The organism is Streptomyces sp. NPDC101234 (assembly GCF_044767525.1).
GTDB classification, from domain to species: domain Bacteria; phylum Actinomycetota; class Actinomycetes; order Streptomycetales; family Streptomycetaceae; genus Streptomyces; species Streptomyces sasae.
On sequence record NZ_JBIWOA010000014.1, the window covers coordinates 185,292 to 207,153 of the forward strand.

Here is a 21,862-nt window from a genome sequence, read left to right on the forward strand (position 1 = left end):
TCGTGGAGAATTTGATTGCGCTGCTGATCGCGGCGCCCCTGCTCGGAGCGGCCGTTCTCCTGGTCGGCGGCCGCCGGCTGGACGGCGTGGGCCACTGGATCGGCACGCTCCTGTCGACGACCTCGTTCGTGTTCGGCGTGATCCTCTTCGCCGACCTGCTGGGCAAGAACCCCGAACACCGCACCCTGATGCAGCACCTGTACACCTGGGTGCCGGTGGGCGGCTTCCAGGCGGACGTCACCTTCCGCCTCGACCAGCTGTCGATGACGTTCGTCCTGCTGATCACCGGCGTCGGCTCGCTCATCCACCTGTACTCGATCGGGTACATGGAGCACGACGAGCGCCGCCGCCGCTTCTTCGGCTACCTCAACCTCTTCCTCGCGGCGATGCTGCTGCTCGTCCTCGCCGACAACTACCTGCTGCTGTACGTCGGCTGGGAGGGCGTCGGCCTCGCCTCGTACCTGCTGATCGGCTTCTGGCAGCACAAGCCCAGCGCGGCGACGGCGGCGAAGAAGGCCTTCATCGTCAACCGTGTCGGCGACATGGGCCTGTCGATCGCGATCATGCTGATGTTCGCGACGTTCGGGACGTTCGCCTTCGGCCCGGTGTTCGCTCACGCGACCGGCGCCTCCGAGGGCAAGCTCACCGCGATCGGCCTGATGCTGCTGCTCGCCGCCTGCGGCAAGTCCGCCCAGGTCCCGCTGCAGTCCTGGCTCGGGGACGCCATGGAGGGCCCGACCCCGGTCTCGGCCCTCATCCACGCGGCGACCATGGTGACCGCGGGCGTGTACCTCATCGTCCGCTCCGGAGCCATCTTCAACGCCGCCCCGGACGCACAACTCGTCGTCACCGTGGTCGGCGCCGTCACCCTCCTCTTCGGTGCGATCGTCGGTTGCGCGAAGGACGACATCAAGAAGGCCCTCGCCGGCTCGACCATGTCGCAGATCGGCTACATGGTCCTCGCGGCCGGCCTCGGCCCGATCGGCTACGTCTTCGCGATCATGCACCTGGTGACGCACGGCTTCTTCAAGGCCGGCCTGTTCCTCGGTGCCGGTTCCGTCATGCACGGCATGAACGACGAGGTCGACATGCGCAAGTACGGCGGCCTGCGCACGTACATGCCGGTCACCTTCATCACCTTCGGCCTCGGCTACCTCGCCATCATCGGCTTCCCCGGTCTGTCCGGCTTCTTCTCCAAGGACAAGATCATCGAGGCGGCGTTCGCCAAGGGCGGCACCGAGGGCTGGATCCTCGGCACCTGCGCCCTGGTCGGTGCGGCCATCACCGCCTTCTACATGACGCGCGTGATGCTGATGACGTTCTTCGGCGAGAAGCGCTGGCAGCCCGACGAGCACGGTCATGAGCCGCACCCGCACGAGTCCCCGAAGGTCATGACCATCCCGATGATCGTCCTGGCGGTCGGCTCGGTCTTCGCCGGTGGCTTCTTCAGCATCGGCGACCGCTTCCTGCACTGGCTGGAGCCGATCACCGGCCACAGCGAGGGCAATTCCCCGATCAGCGCGGGCGTCGTCACCGGCGCCACGATGGTCTGCCTGATCATCGGCGTCGGCATCGCCTACCTCCAGTACGGCCGCCGACCCGTCCCGGCCGTCGCCCCGCGCGGCTCGCTGCTCACCCGCGCGGCCCGCCGTGACCTCCTCCAGGACGACTTCAACCACGTCGTCCTGGTCCGCGGCGGCGAACACCTCACACGCTCCCTGGTGTACGTCGACCACACCCTGGTCGACGGCGTCGTCAACGGCACGGCGGCGGGCTTCGGCGGACTGTCCGGCCGGCTGCGCAAGCTCCAGAACGGCTACGCACGCTCGTACGCGGTCTCGATGTTCGGCGGCGCGGCCCTCCTGGTCGCCGCGACCCTGCTGATGAGGGCGGTCTGATACCGATGTCCTTTCCTCTGCTGACAGCGACGGCGGCACTCCCTGCCGTCGGGGCGGTCGCCACGGCCGCCGTACCGGCCGCCCGGCGCACCGCCGCCAAATGGCTCGCGCTGCTGGTCTCGCTCGCCACCCTGGTGCTGGCGATCGTCGTCCTGGTCCGCTTCGACCCGGGCGGCGCCCGCTACCAGCTCACCGAATCGCATCCCTGGATCGCGGACTTCGGGGTCAGGTACGAGCTGGGCGTCGACGGCATCGCGGTCGCCCTGCTCGCGCTGACCGCCCTGCTGATCCCGTTCATCATCCTGGCGGGCTGGCACGACGCCGACCCCCTGGAGACCGGCAGCAGGCGGTGGCGGCCGACCCAGGGTTTCTTCGCCCTGATCCTGGCTGTCGAGGCGATGGTGATCATCTCCTTCGAAGCCACCGACGTCTTCCTCTTCTACATCTTCTTCGAAGCCATGCTGATCCCGATGTACTTCCTCATCGGCGGCTTCGGCGACCGCGCCCACGCGCAGGGCGAGGAAGCGGCGTCGACGCAACGGTCGTACGCCGCGGTGAAGTTCCTCCTCTACAACCTGGTCGGCGGCCTCATCATGCTGGCCGCCGTGATCGGCCTCTACGTGGTCGCCGGGAACTTCTCCCTCCAGGAGATCGGACAGGCCCGCGCGAACGGCTCACTGCACATGGCGACCAGCACCGAACGCTGGCTGTTCCTCGGCTTCTTCTTCGCCTTCGCGGTGAAGGCGCCGCTGTGGCCGCTGCACACCTGGCTGCCCAACGCCATGCAGGAGTCCACCGCCCCCGTCGCCGTCCTCATCACCGCGGTCGTCGACAAGGTCGGCACGTTCGCGATGCTCCGCTTCTGCCTCCAGCTCTTCCCGGAGGCGTCGAAGTGGGCAACGCCCGTCATCCTCGTCCTCGCCCTGATCAGCATCATCTACGGCGCACTGCTCGCCGTGGGCCAGCGCGACATCAAGCGCCTGGTCGCCTACGCGTCGATCTCGCACTTCGGCTTCATCATCCTGGGCATCTTCGCGATGACCAGCCAGGGCCAGTCCGGCGCCACCCTCTACATGGTCAACCACGGCATCTCCACGGCCGCGCTGATGCTGGTCGCCGGCTTCCTGATCTCCCGGCGCGGCTCCCGGCTCATCGCCGACTACGGCGGTGTGCAGAAGGTCGCCCCGGTGCTCGCCGGCACCTTCCTGATCGGTGGCCTGGCCACGCTGTCCCTGCCGGGTCTCGCACCCTTCGTGAGCGAGTTCCTCGTCCTGGTCGGCACGTTCACGCGCTACCCGGCCGTCGGGATCGTCGCCACCTTCGGCATCGTCCTCGCCGCGCTGTACACCCTCGTCCTCTACCAGCGGACGATGACCGGCCCGGTGAAGCCGGAGGTCTCCGCGATGCCCGACCTGAAGGCGCGCGAACTGGTCGTGGTCGCCCCGCTGATCGTTCTGCTGATCTTCCTGGGCGTCTACCCGAAGCCCGTCACGGACATCGTCAACCCGGCGGTCAAACAGACCATGTCTGACGTACACAAGACCGACCCCAAGCCCGAGGTGGAGGCGGCCAAGTGAGCGCAACAGCCGTCCACAGCCTGTGGACAACCGCGGCCGAGCCGATCTCGAAGATCCCGACGCCGAAGATCGAATACGGACAGCTGTCACCCACCCTGATCGTCGTCGGCGCGGCGCTCGTCGGGATCCTGGTCGAGGCGTTCGTCCCCCGCAAATCCCGCTACTACGCACAGGTGTTCGTCTCCGCCGTGGCGCTGTGCGCGGCCTTCGCGGCGGTCGTCGCGCTGGCCGCGGACGGCTACGGCACGACGAAGGCGCACATCGCCGCCATGGGCGCCATCGCCGTCGACGGACCGTCCCTGTTCCTGCAGGGCACGATCCTGCTGGCCGGCCTCCTCGCCCTGTTCACCTTCGCCGAACGCCGCCTCGACCCGGAGGCCCACGGCAACCGCGTCGACTCCTTCGCCGCCCAGGCCGCGGCGGTCCCCGGCAGCGACACCGAGAAGGCCGCCGTCAAGGCCGGCTTCACCACCACCGAGGTCTTCCCGCTCCTGCTCTTCGCGGTCGCGGGCATGCTGGTGTTCCCCTCGGCCAACGACCTGCTGACGCTCTTCGTGGCCCTGGAGGTCTTCTCCCTCCCGCTCTACCTGATGTGCGCCCTGGCCCGCCGCAAGCGCCTCATGTCGCAGGAAGCCGCCGTCAAGTACTTCCTGCTCGGCGCCTTCGCCTCCGCGTTCACCCTGTTCGGCATCGCCCTGCTCTACGGCTACGCCGGCTCGGTGTCGTACGCCACGATCGCCCAGGTCGTCGACGGCAGGGTCGCCAACATCGACCCGGCCCTCGCCAACACCACGGGCAACGACGCCCTGCTCCTCATCGGCGCCGCGATGGTCGTCATGGGCCTGCTCTTCAAGGTCGGCGCGGTCCCCTTCCACATGTGGACGCCCGACGTCTACCAGGGCGCACCCACCCCGGTGACCGGCTTCATGGCCGCCGCCACCAAGGTCGCCGCCTTCGGCGCACTGCTGCGACTGCTCTACGTCGTCCTGCCCGGCATGCGCTGGGACTGGCGGCCGGTCATGTGGGGCGTCGCGATCATCACCATGCTCGGCGGTGCGATCGTCGCGATCACCCAGACCGACATCAAGCGGCTCCTCGCGTACTCGTCGATCGCCCACGCCGGATTCATCCTCGCGGGTGTCATCGCGACCTCGAAGGACGGCGTGTCGTCCGTGCTCTTCTACTTGGCCGCGTACTCCTTCGTGACCATCGGCGCCTTCGCCGTGGTCACCCTGGTCCGCGACGCGGGCGGCGAGGCCACACACCTGTCCAAGTGGGCCGGTCTCGGCCGCCGCTCACCGCTGGTCGCGGCCGTCTTCGCGGTGTTCCTGCTGGCCTTCGCCGGCATCCCGCTGACCTCCGGCTTCGCCGGTAAGTTCGCCGTGTTCAAGGCGGCGGCGGAAGGCGGAGCGGCCCCGCTGGTCGTGATCGGTGTGATCTCGTCGGCGATCGCCGCGTTCTTCTACATCCGTGTGATCGTCCTGATGTTCTTCAGCGAGCCGAAGCCCGAGGGCCCCACGGTCGCCGTGCCGTCACCGCTGACCATGGCGGCGATCGGCGTGGGCGTCGCGGTCACGCTGGTGCTCGGTGTGGCACCGCAGTACTTCCTGAACCTGGCGAGCCAGGCGGGCGTGTTCGTGCGCTGAGTCGTCCGTCCCGCCGTCGGCCCCGGTTCCTCGCGAGGAACCGGGGCCGACGCGTGTGGGTCCGCAGCCCAGGGCCATGAACGTGCGCAGTTCAGGGCCGCGGACATGCCACTGTGCCGGTCACGCCACCGTGCCGGTCACGGCTACGGGCACTTCACCGTCGGGTTCCACCGTGCGAACAGACCACTCGGATTGTCCTTCCAGATCCACGCGTGCAGCGTGTACACGGCCCCCATGACACCGGGAACCGTCGTCGGCCCCTGGAACGTCTGCCCGAACAACGTCGGCGCGGTGGAACCGGTCCCGGCGGGCACGATCCACTCCACCGCGACCAGGGCGCGGTTGCCGCCGGTGTCCGTCTCGTAGAGGAGACCCGCGGGCTCGGCCGGGTCGAGGCTGCCGACATCGGCGGACCTGACGTAGTGATGGCCCGCGCCTCCCTGGCTGGCCTGGGCGTCACACGCGTCGGTGCGGGTGTACCCGTCCGTGATCGCGAACGGCTCGTACCGGTAGTCCGCCGTCGCCGTGTACGCCGGGGTCAGATCCGTCCACACGAAAGGGTCGACATCGGGGACGGGAGCCGCACCGGCGGGAACCTCTGCCAGAGCGAACGGCACTGCCAGCGCCAGAACGGCGCCGGCGGTGCGGGACCTGAGAGACATCCTGGTGCTCCTTGGGGGGGGGAAGAGGCCCGTGAGTGCGGCACCTCCGTACGACGCGGGCCTCCCCGGTCCCGCCCGTGCAGCATGGCCCGCACCGTGTCCGGGCCGCCACGCGGAGTCGGCCAAAGGACTGAGGACACCGTCGAACGCGGGGACACCGCCGAACGCGTGAACACCGTCGAACGGGGGACGCTGCACCCGCATCCCCCTGCCGGACGGGAGGGGGACCCGCACCCTAGCCGCCTCGCTCGGACGGCAGCCTGTGGATAACTCCGGCGCTGTCGGTCCGGACCTCTATCGTGGAGGCAGTGGTCGAGGGACGACGTACGGGGGACACGACGATGGGCGGGACGGGCGGGACCGACGAGATGGCAGGGACGACCGAGACGCCAGGGGCACCGCAGCCACCCGGACCGGCGGGCAGCGAGGCACTGGGCACACTGCACCGGGTCTTCGGATACGACGCCTTCCGGGGCGAGCAGGAAGCGATCATCGAGCATGTGGTGGCGGGCGGCGACGCCGTCGTCCTCATGCCGACCGGCGGCGGAAAGTCGCTGTGCTACCAGATCCCCGCCCTGGTCAGACCCGGTACAGGCGTCGTGATCTCACCTCTCATCGCCCTCATGCAGGACCAGGTGGACGCCCTGCGCGCCCTCGGCGTGAACGCCGGGTTCGTCAACTCCACCCAGGACTTCGACGAGCGGCGCGTGGTCGAAGCCCAGTTCCTGGCCGGAGAGCTCGACCTGCTCTACCTGGCTCCGGAACGGCTCCGTCTGAACTCCACCCTGGACCTGCTCGCCCGCGGAAAGATCGCCGTCTTCGCGATCGACGAGGCGCACTGCGTCTCCCAGTGGGGACACGACTTCCGCCCCGACTACCTCGCCCTCTCCCTCCTCGGCGAGCGCTGGCCGGACGTTCCGCGCATCGCGCTCACGGCCACCGCCACCCACGCCACCCACCAGGAGATCACCCAGCGGCTGCACATGCCGACGGCCCGGCACTTCGTGGCCAGCTTCGACCGGCCCAACATCCAGTACCGGATCGTCCCCAAGGCCGACCCCAAGAAACAGCTGCTCACCTTCCTCCGCCAGGAACACGAGGGCGACGCGGGCATCGTCTACTGCCTGTCCCGCAAGTCGGTCGAGTCGACGGCGGAATTCCTCTCGCGCAACGGCGTCGAGGCCGTCCCCTACCACGCCGGCCTCGACGCGGGCACCCGCGCCGCCCACCAGTCCCGCTTCCTGCGCGAGGACGGCCTGGTCGTGGTCGCCACCATCGCCTTCGGCATGGGCATCGACAAACCCGACGTCCGCTTCGTCGCCCACCTCGACCTGCCCAAGTCCGTCGAGGGCTACTACCAGGAGACCGGCCGCGCCGGCCGCGACGGCCGGCCCTCCACCGCCTGGATGGCCTACGGCCTCAACGACGTCATACAACAGCGCAAACTCATCCAGACCGGTGAGGGCGACGAGGCCTTCCGCCGCCGTGCCCAGGCCCACCTCGACTCCATGCTCGCCCTGTGCGAGACCGCCCAGTGCCGGCGCGGACAGCTGCTGAACTACTTCGGCCAGGACCCCGACCCGGTGGGCTGCGGCAACTGTGACACCTGCCTCACCCCGCCGGAGACCTGGGACGGCACCGTCGCCGCCCAGAAGGTGCTCTCCACAGTGGTGCGCCTGCAGCGCGAGCGCGGCCAGAAGTTCGGCGCCGTCCAGATCGTCGACATCCTGCTCGGCAAGCGCACCGGCAAGGTCATACAGTTCGACCACGACCAGCTGTCCGTCTTCGGAATCGGCACCGACCTCGACGAAGGCGAATGGCGAGGCGTCGTCAGGCAGCTGCTCGCCCAGGGGCTGCTCGCGGTCGAGGGCGAGTACGGCACGCTGGTCATCACCGAGACCAGCGGGACGGTACTGCGCAGGGAACGGGAAGTCCCGCTCCGGAAAGAGCCGAAGAAGCCCGCGGTCTCGCGGTCCGCGTCCTCCGGGACGTCAGGGTCCTCCGGCAAGGGGAAGACGAAGGCGGCTGTGGCAGAGCTGCCCGAGAACCTGCTCCCCGCGTTCGAGGCACTCCGTGCCTGGCGCGCCGAACAGGCCCGCGAGCAGGGCGTCCCCGCGTACGTCATCTTCCACGACGCCACGCTGCGGGAGATCGTCAGCCGATGGCCGGAGTCGGTCGCCGAACTGGGCACGGTCGGCGGCGTCGGTGAGAAGAAGCTGATGACGTACGGGGAAGGCGTACTCGGAGTGCTGGCTTCCCTGAACACCCCGGCCCCGGCCTCTGCGGCGTCAGGGTCCGGGGACGAGGACCACTGGCCCGAGATGGACGCGGAGCCGGAGCCCGAGGACTGGATATAGAGGACCGGTTATGAGGGGGACGGCTGGGCAGCCGACTACAACCCCCTCGCCGCATAGGCCCTGACATCCGCGTCCGAGTCCGCCGTCGCCGTGGCCAGGGCCGCGCGGGCCTCCTCGACGCCGGTATGCCGGGTCAGGGCGAGGACGGTCGCCTTGCGGACGTCGGCGTTCGGGTCGGCGAGGGACATGGCCAGGGCGGGCACCGCGACGGCGGCCTCGGCGGCACCCAGCGCCCTCGCGGCACCGGCACGCACCTGCCAGGCGGTGTCAGCCAGCGCTGCCACGGCACTACCGGCCAGCGGCGCTGGGCAGCCGACACCGGCGAGGGCTTCGTACGCGGCGCCTCGGACCAGCACATCGGCGTCAGCGGTGAGAGCGGCGAGGGCATCCAGGACGCCGTCCTCCTGAAGGGCGGCTCCGGAGGTCCCCACCGTCCCCAGGGCCTTCGCCACCGTCACCCGTACCTCCCGGGACGGGTCGGTGACGGCACGGGCCAGGGCGTCGCCGGCATCCACCGAGACCAGCGCCCGTACCGCCTCGATCCGCACCGCCGGATCGGCATCGGACAGGGATGCGGCGAACAGGCCGACGTCGCCCAGACGCAGCGCCCGCAGCACGTCGAGCGCGGCGGCCCGGACAACCGGGTCGGCCACGGCGAGCGCACCGGCAAGGGCGACGCGCAGCGCCGGTTCGGGCGGAAGCGTCTCGACCAGCTCCCGCAGTGAAGCAGCCGCAGCCGAACGCACCCCGGCATCGGGGTCGGCCAGCGCACCGGCCAGCGCCTGCCCGGTACCCGCCGGAGCCGTCTCCGTGAGAACCGACACGGCGGTACGGCGAACCGCGGGGTCTCCGTCCGCCAAATAGGGCTCGAGGGCGGAGAGTTCGGGCTCCTCCTCGGCGAGGGCGAGGAGCTTCAGCAGACGGGGTGAGGCCGGCTCGGTCCGGTCGAGCTCGACGGGCCGTACGACAGCCGTCACAGGCCCGGCGGCGACCGGCGGCACATCACGAGCACCCGCCGTCGCCACGTCCAGCGGACGAACCTCCCCGATATGCCGGGAGGGGCCGCCGACCGGGGTGAACTCCTCGACCGGAACCAGATAAGGAGCCACGGGACGAGCCGTGAACTCCATCGCACCAGAGGGGGACTTGTGCAGATCGAGATGGTGGAACCAGGAGGCGTCGTCCCGCTCGGGGTGATCGAGCCGGTCGTGATAGAGACCCCAGCGGGACTCCGTACGGGCCAGGGAGGCGCGGGCGGCCATCTCCGCACAGTCACGGATGAAGCTCACCTCGGCGCAGCGCATCAGTTCGTGCGGGGTCCGGGCACCCATCGCGGCGATGTCGTCACGCATCCGCTCGAAGGACTCCAGGGCGAGGGAGAGCCGGGCACCGGACTTCGGCGGGGCCACGTAGTCGTTCACGAAGCGGCGCAGCTTGTACTCCACCTGGGGCTGCGGCGGGCCGTCCGGGTTGCGCAGCGGACGGTAGATCAACTCGTGCGCCTCACGCACCTGGCCGACCGGCAACTCCCCTTCGTACGCCGTGTACTGCGCGGCGTCCGCACCCGCCAGGTCACCGAACACGAACGCGCCGATCATGTAGTTGTGCGGGACACAGGCCAGATCACCGGCGGCGTACAGGCGGGGGACGGTCGTCCGGGCATGGTCGTCGACCCGGACCCCGGAGGCGGAGTGGCCACCGCACAGACCGATCTCGGAGATGTGCATCTCGACGTCGTGAGTCCGGTAGTCGTGCCCCCGCCCGGAGTGGAACGTGCCCCGGGTGGGCCGCTCGGTGGAATGCAGGATCGACTCCAGGGCGGAGACCGACTCCTCGGGCAGATGGCTCAGCTTCAGGTAGACCGGGCCCCGGTCGGAGGCGACCTCGGCGGCGAACTCGGCCATCATCTGCCCGGACCAGTAGTCGGAGTCGACGAACCGCTCACCGTGCCGGTTGACCTGGTAACCGCCGAAAGGGTTGGCGACGTACGCGCAGGCGGGCCCGTTGTAGTCCTTGATCAGGGGATTGATCTGGAAGCACTCGATCCCGGTCAGCTCCGCACCCGCGTGGTAGGCCATGGCGTAACCGTCACCGGCGTTGGTCGGGTTCTCGTACGTCCCGTACAGGTACCCGGAGGCGGGCAGCCCCAGCCGCCCGGCCGCACCGGTCGCAAGAACCACCGCGCCCGCGCGGACGACGACAAAGGCCCCCGTACGGGTGTTGAAACCCGCCGCCCCCATCGCACGCCCGTCCGCCGTCAGCACCCGAACCGGCATCACCCGGTTCTCGATACGGATCCGCTCCCGCATCTCACGACGCCGCAACTGCCGGTACAGGACCTTCTTGACATCCTTGCCTTCCGGCATCGGCAGTACGTACGAACCGGAGCGATGCACCTGGCGGACCGCGTACGCGCCATGCTCGTCCTTCTCGAACTTGACCCCGTACGACTCCAAGCGCTGGACCATGGCAAAGCCACGCGTTGCCGTCTGCCGGACCGTGGACTGGTCGACGATCCCGTCGTTGGCACGGGTGATCTCGGCGACGTAGTCGTCGGGCTCGGCCCGGCCCGGGACGACGGCGTTGTTGACACCGTCCATACCCATGGCGAGCGCGCCGGAGTGACGGACGTGGGCCTTCTCCAGAAGCAGCACGTTCGCACCGCGCTCGGCGGCCGTCAGAGCCGCCATGGTGCCGGCGGTACCGCCACCGACGACAAGCACGTCGCAGGTCAGCTCCTCGGCGTCGGCGAGGGCGGGAATCTCCAGGGGAGTGGGCGCGGGGGCGGTCACCGGGATGCCTTTCAGATGCCGAGCGAGGAGAGGACGGCGCGGCGCAGGGCCACGCGGGCCGGGTCGTCGAGGGCACAGCGCTCACGCGGACGCGGAACATCCCGCACGGACGCCACCCGGCCGGCGGCGAGCAGGGCGACCCGGTCGCCGAGGAAGAGCGCCTCGTCCACGTCATGGGTGACGAAGACGACGGTCGCACCCGTACCGCGCAACACCTCCACCAACAGGTCCTGCATGCCGGAACGGGTCTGGGCGTCCAGCGCCCCGAACGGCTCGTCCATGAGCACCGCCCGCGGTGAACCGGCCAGCGCCCGGGCCAGCTGCGCGCGCTGGCGCTGCCCGCCGGACACCCGGTGCGGCAACTGCCCGGCCTGCGCGGCCAGCCCGACCCGATCCAGCCAGGACCCGGCCTGGGAACGACGCTCGGAACGCGCAACTCCCCTGATCGCGAGCGGCAGTTCGACATTGCCGCGCAACGTCCGCCAGGGCAGCAGCGCATCCTCCTGGAAGACCAGCGCCCGATCGGCCGACGGCCCCGTCAACGGGCTCCCGTCCTGCTCCACCGACCCCGCCAACGGGGACAACAGCCCGGCGAACGTCCGCAGCAACGTCGACTTGCCGCACCCCGACGGGCCGACAACGGTCAGGATCTCGCCCGGCCGCACGTCCAGCACCACATCGTGCAGCACCGGCGCGTCCGCACGGCCGAGCACGGCCTCACCGAGCGTGAGCCGGGCGCCGCGAGCGATCTCCGGTGCGGCGACCTCAGACGAAATGCTCATCGCGCGCCTCCTGCTCGGTGCCACCGCGGCTCTGCTGCTGGGCATCGGACTGCTTCTGGGACTCGCCCTCGGCACTTACTGCGACCGGGGCGGCGACGCCGGGCACCACAGGGCGGGCCCGACCGCCGGGGACGTACGACGTGCGGGGCAGCCACCGGGTCAGCCACCGGCCGAGAAGCTCCACAGCCGTGGAGGTGACCCAGCCGAGCACACCGATCGTCACCATCCCGACGAACACCCCCGGGTAATTGACGATCGTGTAGTCCTGCCAGGTGCGGTAACCGACGCCGTACTGGCCGGAGATCATCTCGGCGGAGATCACACAGATCCACGAGACACCGATACCGACCGACAGGCCGCCGAAGATGCCCGGCAGCGCCCCCGGCAGCACGACCGACCCCAGGATCCGCCACCGGCCACCGCCCATGGTGAGCACCGCCTCCTCCCACACGGGGGTGAGAGCACGCACCGCGTGCCGGGTGGAGACCATCACCGGGAAGAAGGCCGCTGTGCAGGTGATGAAGACGATGCCCTGTTCATCGGACGGGAACAGGAGGATCGCGACAGGCACGAGAGCGATCGCCGGGATCGGCCGGATCACCTCCAGGACCGGGCCGAGCAGATCCTCGGCGAGGCGCGAGCGGGCCACGAGCACGCCTGTCGCCACACCCAGAACGGCAGCCAGCGCGAAACCGGTGAGGATGCGGGTGACGCTGTCGGTGAGGTCAGTCCAGTAGTCGCTGCCGGACACCCGGCCGGCGAAGGCACGGGCGACGTCGATGACCGTTGGGAACTGCGAGAAGCGCAGCCACAGGTCTACCTTCAGGCTGGTCAGCAACTGCCATGCCCCGAGGGCGGCGGCCAGCGAAGCCACCCGCAGGACATACCGGCTCACGACGCCCGTCGCAGCGCGTCGGCGTAGCTGACGACTTGCGCGCCGGCGTGGGCGCCGACGTACGCCTGCGCGGTCGCCCGAGTCACGAACGGCAGCAACTGCCCACCATCGGCCACCCACACCGCCTTGTCGGCGAACCAGAGCGTGCCGGTGGTGGCGTCGGGTACATACGCGGCGCGCACGTCGCCGGTGTGCTCGGCGACGAACGCGAGCAGTTCCTTGGGCGAGCTGAAGCTCGTCGTCTTCTCGCTCCCCTTGGGCCACACCTCGCTCGCGGACGCCGCCGGCGAGGCGGCGAGCCGCTTGGCGTAGCCGGAGCTGCCCAGGGCCCTCTTCACGTACTGGTCGTCGACGAACGAGTCCACGTCGACATCGCCGGTCAGCTTGGCGGCCTTCAGGACCGACACGTCCTGCTTGAGTGCGGAGACGAGCGCGGGCTTGACGGCGGGGTCGAAGGTGGCGATGCCATGGGCGCCGTTGTAGAGGTAGACGACCTCGGCGGGCAGCCCGGTGGCCTCGGCGACCTTCTCGGCAGCTGTCACCGGGTGGGCGTTCAGGTAGTCGGTGGCCTCCGCCTGCGCCTTGAGGAAGGCCCCCAGGACGGCGGGCCGCTGTTTGGCGAAGGCCTCGCGGGCGGTGACACCGTGGAAGGTGGGCAGGTTCAGCTGGGCGCCGTCGTACAGCGCCTTCGCCTTGCCCTGATAGGCGAGCAGACCCGGCCAGGCCACGAACTGCGACAGTGCGTCCACGCTGCCCGCCGACAGCGCCGACGCGCCCACCGCGGGCTGCTGGTTGAGCTTGGAGATGCCCTTGTCCGGATCGATGCCGGCACGCTGGAGGGCGCGGACGAGGGTGCCGTCGGCGGCGGAGCCGATGCTCGTCGAGACCTTCTTGCCCTTCAGGTCCGCCAGCGAGGTGAGCTTGGAGTCGGACGCGGTGACCACGGTGTTCAGGCCGCCGCGCAGGTTGTAGCCGGTGACGGAGACCAGATGGGTCGGCTGGCCGAGCTGTCTGCCGCGGGCGGCGTTGAGCAGCAGTGGGAAGTCGCCCATGGAGCCGATGTCGATCTTCCCGGCGGTCATCTGGGCGGTGATCGGGGCGCCCGTGGCGTAGTCCTGCCAGTCGACCTTGTAGGTGTGACCGTCGTGGAGGGCGTTGAGCTGCTTCTCGAAGTAGCCGAGGGAGCACAGCAGGGTGCCTGCCGTGACGGTGTTGATGGTCTTGGACTGGTAGCCGACGGTGATGGTGACCGTGTTGCCGTCCCCTGCCTGGGCGCTGCCGCCGCAGGCGGACAGGGACAGCAGGAGGAGAGCTGCGGATGCGGCGATTGCCGTGCGTTTCATGGGAGTTGTGGGCCTCTCACCGGAGCAGATAGGGCATGTTGACCGTGACGGCTCCGGTGGGACAGCGGGCCGCGCACGGGCCGCAGTACCAGCATTCGTCGACGTGCATGTAGGCCTTGCCGTTGCTCTCGTCGATGGCGAGGGAGTCCAGCGGGCACATGTCCACGCAGAGGGTGCAGCCGTCGATGCACTTCGACTCGTCGATGGTCACGGGCACGTCGGCCCGCTGGGGCGCCAAGGGCATGGCTGTCTCCAGGAAACGGGTCAGCAGAGGTCAGAGGGAGCGGTGCAGCAGGCCGCTCATGGTGATGCGGTCGCCGCGGAAGCGGATGAACTCCAGGTCGACGGGCCGGCCGTCGGCGAGGTGCGTGAGTCGTTCCAGCATCAGGACGGCCGCGCCCCGTGGGGCTTGGAGTACGGCGGCGGAGTGGGCGTCCGCGTTCACCGCTTCCAGGGTGATCTCGGCGTGGCCCAGGGGCTGTCCGGTGATCGACTCCAGGAGCCTGAAGACGTCGTTGTTCTCCAGGTCGGCGCCGAGGAGAGCGGTGCCGATGTCGAGGGGGACGTAGGTGAGGTCGAGGGAGAGCGGGAGGCCGTTCAGGCGGCGCAGGCGTTCGATGTAGAGGACGTCCGCGCCGGACGGGACGCGGAGGCGTTCGGCGACAGGGGTGGGCGCCGGGGCGGGGCCCATGGTGCGGACCTCGTTGGTGACCTGGCCGTGTTCGTGGAGGGTTTCCGCGAGGCCCATCAGACGGTCGAGCCCGTGGGGGTATTTCCGGGCGACGACCACGGTGCCCACGCCGGGCAGCCGGTCCACCAGACCTTCGGCCCGTAGCAGGTCCAGGGCTTGGCGGACGGTGTTGCGGGAGGCGCGGTAGTCGGTGGCGAGGTTGGTTTCGTGGGGGAGGGTGCCGTCCGGGCAGGCGCCGGTGAGGATCTGGTGGCGCAGGAGGTCGGCGAGCTGCCGGGCCTGGTCCGCGCGCAGCCGGCGACGCGTCCGGTGGGCGGCGACCGTGGTGGCGGCGCCCTGTCCGGCGTGGTCTCGGATGCGGTCGGCGGCTGGCATGGCTCGAACCATACCCATGGGGTAGGGAATGGGGTGTTGCGGGATTGTTGCGCCACTTGAGGCTTCGTCGGACAAGCAGCTGAGCTGGGGCTTCGGGGCGGTGCGGGGAAGATCTGCCACCGGGGGCGGGTTTGTTCACCCGCGCCCCCGCGGTCTGTCACGGGAGCCGGTTTCGGATGTTCGTGCTCGGTCCGTGTGGCGATCGAGTTGTCGTGGCCGGGGCCTTGCCCGCAGGCGGGGCTAGGAGCGCATGAACGTGCGGGCCTGCTCGATCCACCCCGACACCGCCTTGGCGCCGCAGCTCTCGGCGACCGCTTGGGCCTCGTCGAGGTGGTGGAGTGCCGTCGGTAGGTTCCCGGTCTCGGCCGCGAGGTAGGCCAGGGCCACCAGGCCGGCCGCTTCCCCGGGCCTGAAGCCGATCTCCCGGCGCAACGACACCGACTCGGTCAACCGCTCACGGGCCTGATCGAAGTCGCCCGCGTCCTTGTCGGCGAAACCGAGATGGCGTACCGCGTAGGACATCGTCCTCCGGTCGTCGACGGATTTCGCCAGCGCGTACGACCGCTCGAAGTACGGCCTGCCGGTGGGGCCGTCGCCCTTCACCACCTGGTGCCAGCAGCCGATCCAGAACAGGGCGTCCGCCTCGCCCGACACGTCGCCCAGCCGCCGGTACAACTCGGCCGCGTGTTCGAACAGGGTCAGTTCCCGGCTGTTCTCTTCGCGGTCGTTCAGGAAGCGCACGTGCAGTACCTTGCCCCGCGCCATGGAAAGCGGCGCCTCGACCGCGTCCAGCACATCATCGGACCGGTTCAGCGCAGAGGTGTCCCCGCCGAACATCGCCGCTTCGAACAGCTCCCCCGCGTGCTCGGCCCACTCCTGCCCGTGCATCCGCTACCCCTCCCCGTCGGACGATGGCAGTGCCGAGGCTATCCCCCTGCCTTCGACCGGAGTTGAACAATTACGCAGTCGGCCCTCCGGCCCGCCGCCTGCGAGCCGGGAGGGGTCTAGCCGAGCGCCGTCAGTCCCGGCGCGAACGTGATCAGCAGCGGCAGCAGGGGCACCAGCGCGGCCACCGTCGTCGTCAGGGCCCGCTGGTGGCGCAGCAGTCGTGGTGGCGGCTCCAGCAGTCGGTCGACCCGCTCACCGAGCAGCCGGCGGCTCGACGCACAGGACAGCACACCGCGGTGCTGGTTCAGTTCGATCAGGGCCAGTGCGGTCGTGAGGTGGCCGCAGCGCCGGGATGCCGTGTCGTCCGCGGCGAGTTCGACGAGCCGATGGGTCTGGTCGCAGAAGTGGGAGAAGAGCGGCACGCGCGGAAAGCCGGTGGCCAGTGCGGTGGACAGGTGGAGCAGCCAGTTGTGGTGAGCACGGGCGTGGCCCCGCTCGTGGGTGAGCACGGCGTCGAGCTGGTGGTCGGTGAGGCGGTGCAGCGCCCCCGTCGTCACGACCAGCTGCGGAGGGTGTCCGGGCATCCACCAGGCGTCCGGGTACTCGTCCTCCAGTACCAGCATGGGCCCGCGGGTCGCCGGCAGCCCGGCCGGCAGCTCCGGTGCCCGCTCACGCAGGTGGGCGCGGGTCCGGTCGCGGCGCCGCCGGGCCTCGACCAGTTCCCGGGCGAGCATCGCCGTCGTCCATGCGGCCCCGCAGGCCAGCAGGACCGTGAGGGCGACCGCCCAGGCGGGTGCGACGGAGAGGTCGTACGCGGCGGTGACCGCCGGCGGCGCCGGCGCGAACACCCGGTCGCGCACGGTGTGGAAGACGGCTGCCGCGCCCAGGACCAGCGCGGCCAGGCAGCACATCAGCACGGTCGCGACCAGACACTGCCACACCCACAGCGCGACCACCGGTTCCCGCTCGGGCCACAGGGCACGCACCAGCGCACGCGGCGCGGGCACCGCGGCCGTCAGAGCGACGGCGCTCAGCAGGAGCAGGCAGACGGTCATGCCGGGGCTCCGTTTCCTGATCGGAGAGGCGTGCGGGCGATGCGTGGTGCGGGGTGATGCGCCGTTGCGCCAGAAGGTGCGGGCGCCGACGCATCACGCGGTGCGCGTGCGGGCACATCGCATGGTGCGTGTCCCGTCAGTATGACGGCGCGGGGCGCTGTGAGTCAGGTGTCGACGACGATCCGGGCGCCCTTGTCCTCCGGCCCCGGCGAACTCGCCCGTCCCTGCCTCCGCAACGACTGTCGTACCGTCGCGTGCACCTCCTCGGCCCTGGATCCCACCGTCGTCACCCCGCCACGATCCGCCCGCTGACCTCGCCGAGTCCCACCCGGCTCCCGCCCGGCCCCGGTGCCCACGCCGACAGCGTCACCACGTCGTCGTCCTCCAGGTAGGCCCGCTTCCCGTTAGGGAGTTCGAGGGGATCCCGCCCGTTCCAGGTCAGCTCCAGCAGCGACCCGCGCTGTCCGGGCTCCGCGCCGCTCACCGTGCCGGAGCCGTACAGGTCGCCGGTGCGCAGCGAGGCGCCGTTGACGGTCATGTGGGCGAGTTGCTGGGCGGCGGTCCAGTACATGGTGGAGAACGGCGGCTCGGACACCACCTCACCGTTGATCGCGATCGACATCCGCAGGTCGTAACCCGAGGGCTCCTCCGCCGAGTCGTCGAGGTACGGCAGCAGCGGGTGGGTCCGCTTCGGCGGGGCGACCCGCGCGTCCTCCAGCGCCTCCAGCGGGGTGACCCACGCCGAGACCGAGGTGGCGAACGACTTGCCGAGGAACGGGCCGAGGGGGACGTACTCCCAGGCCTGAATGTCCCGCGCGGACCAGTCGTTCAGGAGCGTGAGCCCGAAGACGTGATCCCTGAAGTCGCCGAGTGCGACCGGCCGCCCCTGCTGCGACGGCGTGCCCACGACGAAGCCGACCTCGGCCTCGATGTCCAGCCGCGCCGACGGGCCGAACACCGGCGCCGGATCCGAGGGCGCCTTGCGCTGCCCCGACGGCCGTACGACGTCCGTGCCCGACACCACGACCGTGCCCGCGCGGCCGTGGTAGCCGATCGGCAGATGCTTCCAGTTGGGGGTGAGCGGTTCGGCGGCGTCGGGGCGGAAGATGCGGCCGGCGTTCCGGGCGTGGTTCTCGGAGGCGTAGAAGTCGACGTAGTCGGCGACCTCGAAGGGGAGGTGCAGGGCCACCGACGACAGCGGGTGGAAGAGGGGCTCGAGGGCCTCGCGGTGCGCGGGCACCGTCACCCAGGCGGTCAGGGCACGCCGTACGTCCGACCAGGTGGTGCGGCCCGCGGCCAGCAGCGGGTTGAGGGTGGGCCGGGCCAGCAGGGAGGCGTACGGGGAGCCGAGCGAGAGGGCTGCGGCGCCGGCGTCGAGGATGTGGTCGCCGAGGCGGACGCCGACCCTCCGGTCGGTGCTCTCGGAGGTCGAGAACACGCCATACGGAAGGTTGTGCGGGCCGAAGGGGTCGTCCTCGGGGACCTCGAAGGGGGGCAAGGGGGGCATGGGGTGGCTGCCTCGCTCTCATCCGTGCCGCGCAGGGCCGCCCATGTGGCGGCATTGCCATGGCGTTGCGCGGCGTTCCATGTGGTCGCGCCACACGTTACGGGTGAGTTGGCTGTCGTGGCAGTGTCTAAAGAGTTCGCAATGTCCGAATAGGCCTTGTCGGAGGGGGCAATTCCGGCTTAGCGTCCTTTGGGGGACACGGACGGGGTGGGTCCGGTCCGTAGAGGGGGACACGTGGGGGGACCCGTGGCCAGGAACACCGTCAGCGTGCCGTTCGAGGCGGACCGCGACGTGCCCGGCCTGATCGTCAAATTCGGCGACTATCCGCTGCACCACGGCGGGGTCGGCGCGATTCGCAGCCTGGGCCGTCTGGGCATTCCCATGTACGCGATCACGGAGGATCCGTACACACCGGCGGCCTCGTCCCGTTATCTCAAACGGGCGTTCGTGTGGCCGACAACAGGCGCCGAGGAACCGGATCACCTGGTCGAGGGACTGCTGCGGATCGGCCGCCGCATCGGCCGTCCGACCGTGCTGATCCCCACCGACGAGGAGGCCGCCGTCCTGATCGCCGAGCATCAGGACGCGCTCGGCGACCGTTTCCTCTTCCCGCGCGTGGAGCCGGAACTGCCCCGCCGCCTGGCGAGCAAGCAGGGCCTGCACGAACTGTGCGTCGAGCACGGCATCCCCAGCCCGTCGGCGGCCTTCCCGGAGTCGTACGACGAGATCGTCGACTTCGCGGAGAAGGCCCGCTTCCCGATCGTGGCCAAGAACCGTGAGGCGTTCGTCCGGCGCAAACAGCCCGCCGTCAACGGCACGACGCGGATCGCCACCCGCGAGGGTCTGCTCACGCTCGCCCGTGACTGGGGCACCCATCCGGGTGTCATCCTCCAGGAGTACCTGCCGAGGGAGGAGGCCGAGGACTGGATCGTGCACGCCTACTTCGACGCCGACTCCACCCCGCGCGCCCTGTTCACCGGCGTCAAGGTGCGTTCCTGGCCGCCGCACGCGGGCATGACCGCGAACGCATACGTCGTCGACAACCCGGAACTCGCCGACCTCGCCGCACGTTTCATCAAACAGATCGGCTTCACCGGCATCATCGACCTCGATCTGCGCTTCGACCGGCGCGACGGGCAGTACAAGCTGCTCGACTTCAACCCGCGCATGGGCGCCCAGTTCCGGCTCTTCGAGAGCGAGTCGGGGGTGGACGTCGTCCGCGCCATGCACCTGGACCTGACCGGGCGCCGCGTTCCGGAGGGGGAACAGCGCGCCGGCCACCGGTACGTCGTGGAGAACATCGACCTGCCCGCCCTCCTCGCCTACCGCCGCAGCGGCTATACGACACCGCACGCGCCGCGGCGGCCGAGCGGGACCGAGCTGGCCTGGCTCGCGGGTGACGACCCGCTGCCGTTCGTCACGATGCTCGCCCGTTTCGTGCGTCCGGGTGCGAAGCACCTCTACCAGCTGTGGCGCACCAACCGCCGCGGCTCCAGCACCTCCACGAAGTAGGCATCACGTCCTGGGGAGGGACTTCGTGATCGAACCGGTGGCAGTCATAGGTGCCGGACCCTTCGGCCTGTCCACCGCCGCCCATCTGAGGGCGCGCGGCATCCCCGTCCGGGTCTTCGGCGACCCCATGGTCAGCTGGCGCGACCACATGCCCGCCGGGATGATCCTGAAGTCCACCCCGGCCGCCTCCAGCCTCGACTGCCCGCAGCGCGGGCACACCCTCGCCGACTACTGCGACGCGGCGGGCATCCGCAGACTGGTGACCGACGAGGACATCATTCCGGTGGAGACCTTCATCGGCTACGGCGAGTGGTACCAGCAGAAGCTGGTGCCCGAGCTGGAACGGGTCCGGGTGGTCTCCGTCGGCCGGCACAAGCCGACCGGCTTCGAACTCAAGCTGGACTCGGGGGAGTTGTTCACCGCCCGCGCGGTCGTCGTCGCCACCGGCCTGTCGGGTCTCGCCCGCCTCCCCGCGGAGCTCGGCAAGGCGGCGGTGGACGGCCCCGCGGGGCCGGTCTCGCACTGCTCCCAGCACCACGACCTCACCCGCTTCTCCGGCCGGGAACTGATCGTCGTCGGCGCCGGGCAGTCCGCGCTGGAGACGGCAGCCCTGGCGGCCGAGGCGGGCGCCCAGGTCCGGGTGGTCTCGCGCGGGCGTGGCAAGGTCGCCTTCGGCGCACCGCCCTGGGACCAGCCGAAGCTGCGCCCGGAGTCGCCGTTCGGCCGGGCCTGGTCACTGTGGGCGCTCAGCTACTACCCGCACCCCTACCGCTACCTCCCGGCAAAGACCCGCCACTACCTGGTCCGCCGGGTCCTCGGCCCGCTCGGCGCCTGGTGGCTGCGCGACCGCTTCGAAGGCAAGGTCCAGGTGCACGAGGTCGCCGCCGTGACCGGCGCCGACATCTTTGACGGCGCCCCGGTCCTCACCGTCCGCACTCACGACGGCGGCACCGACCGCCTCACCGCCGACCATGTCATCGCCGCCACCGGCTACCGCGTCGACATTGCGGCGATGGACTTCCTCGGCCCCGAACTGCGCACCCGCGTCGCGGTCAGCCGCGGCGCCCCGAAACTCGGTGCCGGATACGTCTCCTCCGTGCCCGGCCTGTACTTCACCGGCCTGCCGGCGGCGGCGTCGTACGGTCCGGTGATGCGGTTCGTGTGCGGTACGGAGTTCGCCTCACCGCGCCTGGCCAAGCACCTGGCGGCAGCCCACGCCTGACGCCCCGGGCCGGGCCGCCACCCGGCCCCTGCGCTTTCCCTAGGCCTCCTCGGCCGCCCGCTGCCAGGCCACGAACTCCTCGATCGGCTCGGGCGGATTGGCCGCCTCCGTGGCCTCGACCTCCCAGCCCGGGCGGTACATGTCGAAGACCACCACCGGCAGCGGCCGCCCGAGGGCGCTCTCGATCCGGCCCCCGGTGTGCAGGTCCCGGGCCAGCTGTATGCACGTGTCCGCGAAGTGGAGCACCAACAGGTCGGTCCTGACGTCCAGTTCGGCGTCGTCGCCGTCCCCGTCGAACCAGAGTCCGAGCCGCCGGACCTCCTCGGTGTACAGCGTGCCGCCGACCGGGTCCTCGGGACAGTTGCCGAGCATCTCGAAGCCGTCGAGGAGCCAGCACGCGTAGTTCCAGCGGGCCTCGCCCGGATCCTCGGGAGACAGTTCGGCCTCGTACTGGGTCTCGGTGTTGTAGCCGATCGCCACATACGGTCTGCGGTAGTCGTCGTCGACACGCCAGATACGGAACGACAGCGCGTAGATCTCGGACCGCAGCTCCTGCGGGAACCGCTCCAGCACACCGGTCGCCGCCTCCAGCAGATGCGCCCGGAAGTCCTCCCGCTCGTCCGTCACCACGCACGCCCCCGTCAGATCGGTGCAATCAAC

18 protein-coding genes are annotated in these 21,862 nt (G+C 70.2%); 6 read left to right on the top strand and 12 right to left on the bottom strand.

The features are described 5' to 3' along the window. The first annotated feature begins 2 nt into the window (after positions 1-2). Genes nuoL through nuoN form a run of 3 tightly spaced genes read left to right on the top strand, consistent with a single transcriptional unit; the run spans position 3 to position 5,121 of the window. Positions 3-1,898, top strand: coding sequence for an NADH-quinone oxidoreductase subunit L (nuoL, locus tag ACIRR9_RS26025; protein WP_403756166.1), 1,896 nt, complete (start codon positions 3-5; stop codon positions 1,896-1,898). 5 nt (positions 1,899-1,903) lie between these two features. Further along, positions 1,904-3,475: an NADH-quinone oxidoreductase subunit M gene (locus ACIRR9_RS26030; protein ID WP_403756169.1), complete on the top strand. Its 1,572-nt coding sequence runs from the start codon at positions 1,904-1,906 to the stop codon at positions 3,473-3,475. Beyond that, complete coding sequence (nuoN, locus tag ACIRR9_RS26035; protein WP_403756172.1) at positions 3,472-5,121, top strand: NADH-quinone oxidoreductase subunit NuoN; 1,650 nt, start codon at positions 3,472-3,474, stop codon at positions 5,119-5,121. Before ACIRR9_RS26030 ends, nuoN begins: the two co-directional genes overlap by 4 nt. Before the next feature lie 143 nt (positions 5,122-5,264). Here nuoN and ACIRR9_RS26040 read toward each other — a convergent pair whose 3' ends face one another. After that, complete coding sequence (locus tag ACIRR9_RS26040; protein ID WP_403756175.1) at positions 5,265-5,783, bottom strand: hypothetical protein; 519 nt, start codon at positions 5,781-5,783, stop codon at positions 5,265-5,267. A gap of 341 nt (positions 5,784-6,124) precedes the next feature. Between ACIRR9_RS26040 and recQ the strand changes: the two genes are divergently transcribed. Beyond that, positions 6,125-8,140, top strand: a complete 2,016-nt coding sequence (gene recQ, locus ACIRR9_RS26045) for a DNA helicase RecQ (protein WP_403756365.1) — start codon at positions 6,125-6,127, stop codon at positions 8,138-8,140. Between the two features lie 35 nt (positions 8,141-8,175). Here the strand turns inward: recQ and ACIRR9_RS26050 are convergent, their stop codons facing one another. The 10 genes from ACIRR9_RS26050 to fahA all read right to left on the bottom strand — a co-directional run bounded on the left by ACIRR9_RS26050 (position 8,176) and on the right by fahA (position 18,459). Further along, the gene (locus tag ACIRR9_RS26050; protein ID WP_403756178.1) at positions 8,176-10,932 is read right to left on the bottom strand and encodes a fumarate reductase/succinate dehydrogenase flavoprotein subunit; all 2,757 of its coding nucleotides are present in this window, start codon (positions 10,930-10,932) and stop codon (positions 8,176-8,178) included. Between the two features lie 11 nt (positions 10,933-10,943). Further along, positions 10,944-11,714, bottom strand: a complete 771-nt coding sequence (locus ACIRR9_RS26055) for an ABC transporter ATP-binding protein (protein ID WP_403756181.1) — start codon at positions 11,712-11,714, stop codon at positions 10,944-10,946. Further along, complete coding sequence (locus tag ACIRR9_RS26060) at positions 11,698-12,609, bottom strand: ABC transporter permease (RefSeq protein ID WP_403756184.1); 912 nt, start codon at positions 12,607-12,609, stop codon at positions 11,698-11,700. Before ACIRR9_RS26060 ends, ACIRR9_RS26055 begins: the two co-directional genes overlap by 17 nt. After that, complete coding sequence (locus ACIRR9_RS26065) at positions 12,606-13,952, bottom strand: ABC transporter substrate-binding protein (RefSeq protein WP_403756187.1); 1,347 nt, start codon at positions 13,950-13,952, stop codon at positions 12,606-12,608. Before ACIRR9_RS26065 ends, ACIRR9_RS26060 begins: the two co-directional genes overlap by 4 nt. Positions 13,953-13,968: 16 nt before the next feature. Further along, complete coding sequence (locus ACIRR9_RS26070) at positions 13,969-14,196, bottom strand: ferredoxin family protein (protein ID WP_010986276.1); 228 nt, start codon at positions 14,194-14,196, stop codon at positions 13,969-13,971. 30 nt (positions 14,197-14,226) lie between these two features. Beyond that, positions 14,227-15,018: a GntR family transcriptional regulator gene (locus ACIRR9_RS26075; protein ID WP_365335865.1), complete on the bottom strand. Its 792-nt coding sequence runs from the start codon at positions 15,016-15,018 to the stop codon at positions 14,227-14,229. A 240-nt stretch (positions 15,019-15,258) separates the two neighbouring features. Continuing rightward, positions 15,259-15,906 (bottom strand): tetratricopeptide repeat protein, encoded by a 648-nt coding sequence (locus tag ACIRR9_RS26080; protein ID WP_403756192.1) that lies wholly within the window; start codon positions 15,904-15,906, stop codon positions 15,259-15,261. Between the two features lie 116 nt (positions 15,907-16,022). Continuing rightward, positions 16,023-16,961 (bottom strand): M56 family metallopeptidase, encoded by a 939-nt coding sequence (locus ACIRR9_RS26085; protein ID WP_403756195.1) that lies wholly within the window; start codon positions 16,959-16,961, stop codon positions 16,023-16,025. Between the two features lie 164 nt (positions 16,962-17,125). Further along, positions 17,126-17,251: a hypothetical protein gene (locus ACIRR9_RS26090; RefSeq protein ID WP_403756198.1), complete on the bottom strand. Its 126-nt coding sequence runs from the start codon at positions 17,249-17,251 to the stop codon at positions 17,126-17,128. Continuing rightward, complete coding sequence (fahA, locus tag ACIRR9_RS26095) at positions 17,248-18,459, bottom strand: fumarylacetoacetase (RefSeq protein WP_403756367.1); 1,212 nt, start codon at positions 18,457-18,459, stop codon at positions 17,248-17,250. The genes ACIRR9_RS26090 and fahA overlap by 4 nt, the downstream gene beginning before the upstream one ends. Before the next feature lie 276 nt (positions 18,460-18,735). Between fahA and ACIRR9_RS26100 the strand changes: the two genes are divergently transcribed. Together ACIRR9_RS26100 and ACIRR9_RS26105 are read left to right on the top strand one after the other, a co-directional pair. After that, entirely contained in the window at positions 18,736-19,980 is a 1,245-nt protein-coding gene (locus tag ACIRR9_RS26100; protein WP_123981528.1) for an ATP-grasp domain-containing protein, read from the top strand. A gap of 25 nt (positions 19,981-20,005) precedes the next feature. Continuing rightward, complete coding sequence (locus ACIRR9_RS26105; RefSeq protein WP_403756201.1) at positions 20,006-21,202, top strand: FAD-dependent oxidoreductase; 1,197 nt, start codon at positions 20,006-20,008, stop codon at positions 21,200-21,202. A 39-nt stretch (positions 21,203-21,241) separates the two neighbouring features. Here the strand turns inward: ACIRR9_RS26105 and ACIRR9_RS26110 are convergent, their stop codons facing one another. Next, positions 21,242-21,832 (bottom strand): hypothetical protein, encoded by a 591-nt coding sequence (locus tag ACIRR9_RS26110; protein WP_403756203.1) that lies wholly within the window; start codon positions 21,830-21,832, stop codon positions 21,242-21,244. Positions 21,833-21,862 lie beyond the last annotated feature (30 nt).

Bases quoted from the DNA above. Each gene is read 5' to 3' on its own strand.
- ACIRR9_RS26070 (WP_010986276.1), bottom strand. From the start codon at position 14,196: ATGCCCTTGGCGCCCCAGCGGGCCGACGTGCCCGTGACCATCGACGAG.
- ACIRR9_RS26030 (WP_403756169.1), top strand. From the start codon at position 1,904: ATGTCCTTTCCTCTGCTGACAGCGACGGCGGCACTCCCTGCCGTCGGG.
- ACIRR9_RS26075 (WP_365335865.1), bottom strand. From the start codon at position 15,018: ATGCCAGCCGCCGACCGCATCCGAGACCACGCCGGACAGGGCGCCGCC.
- ACIRR9_RS26080 (WP_403756192.1), bottom strand. From the start codon at position 15,906: ATGCACGGGCAGGAGTGGGCCGAGCACGCGGGGGAGCTGTTCGAAGCG.
- ACIRR9_RS26085 (WP_403756195.1), bottom strand. From the start codon at position 16,961: ATGACCGTCTGCCTGCTCCTGCTGAGCGCCGTCGCTCTGACGGCCGCG.
- ACIRR9_RS26055 (WP_403756181.1), bottom strand. From the start codon at position 11,714: ATGAGCATTTCGTCTGAGGTCGCCGCACCGGAGATCGCTCGCGGCGCC.
- ACIRR9_RS26040 (WP_403756175.1), bottom strand. From the start codon at position 5,783: ATGTCTCTCAGGTCCCGCACCGCCGGCGCCGTTCTGGCGCTGGCAGTG.
- ACIRR9_RS26065 (WP_403756187.1), bottom strand. From the start codon at position 13,952: ATGAAACGCACGGCAATCGCCGCATCCGCAGCTCTCCTCCTGCTGTCC.
- recQ (WP_403756365.1), top strand. From the start codon at position 6,125: ATGGGCGGGACGGGCGGGACCGACGAGATGGCAGGGACGACCGAGACG.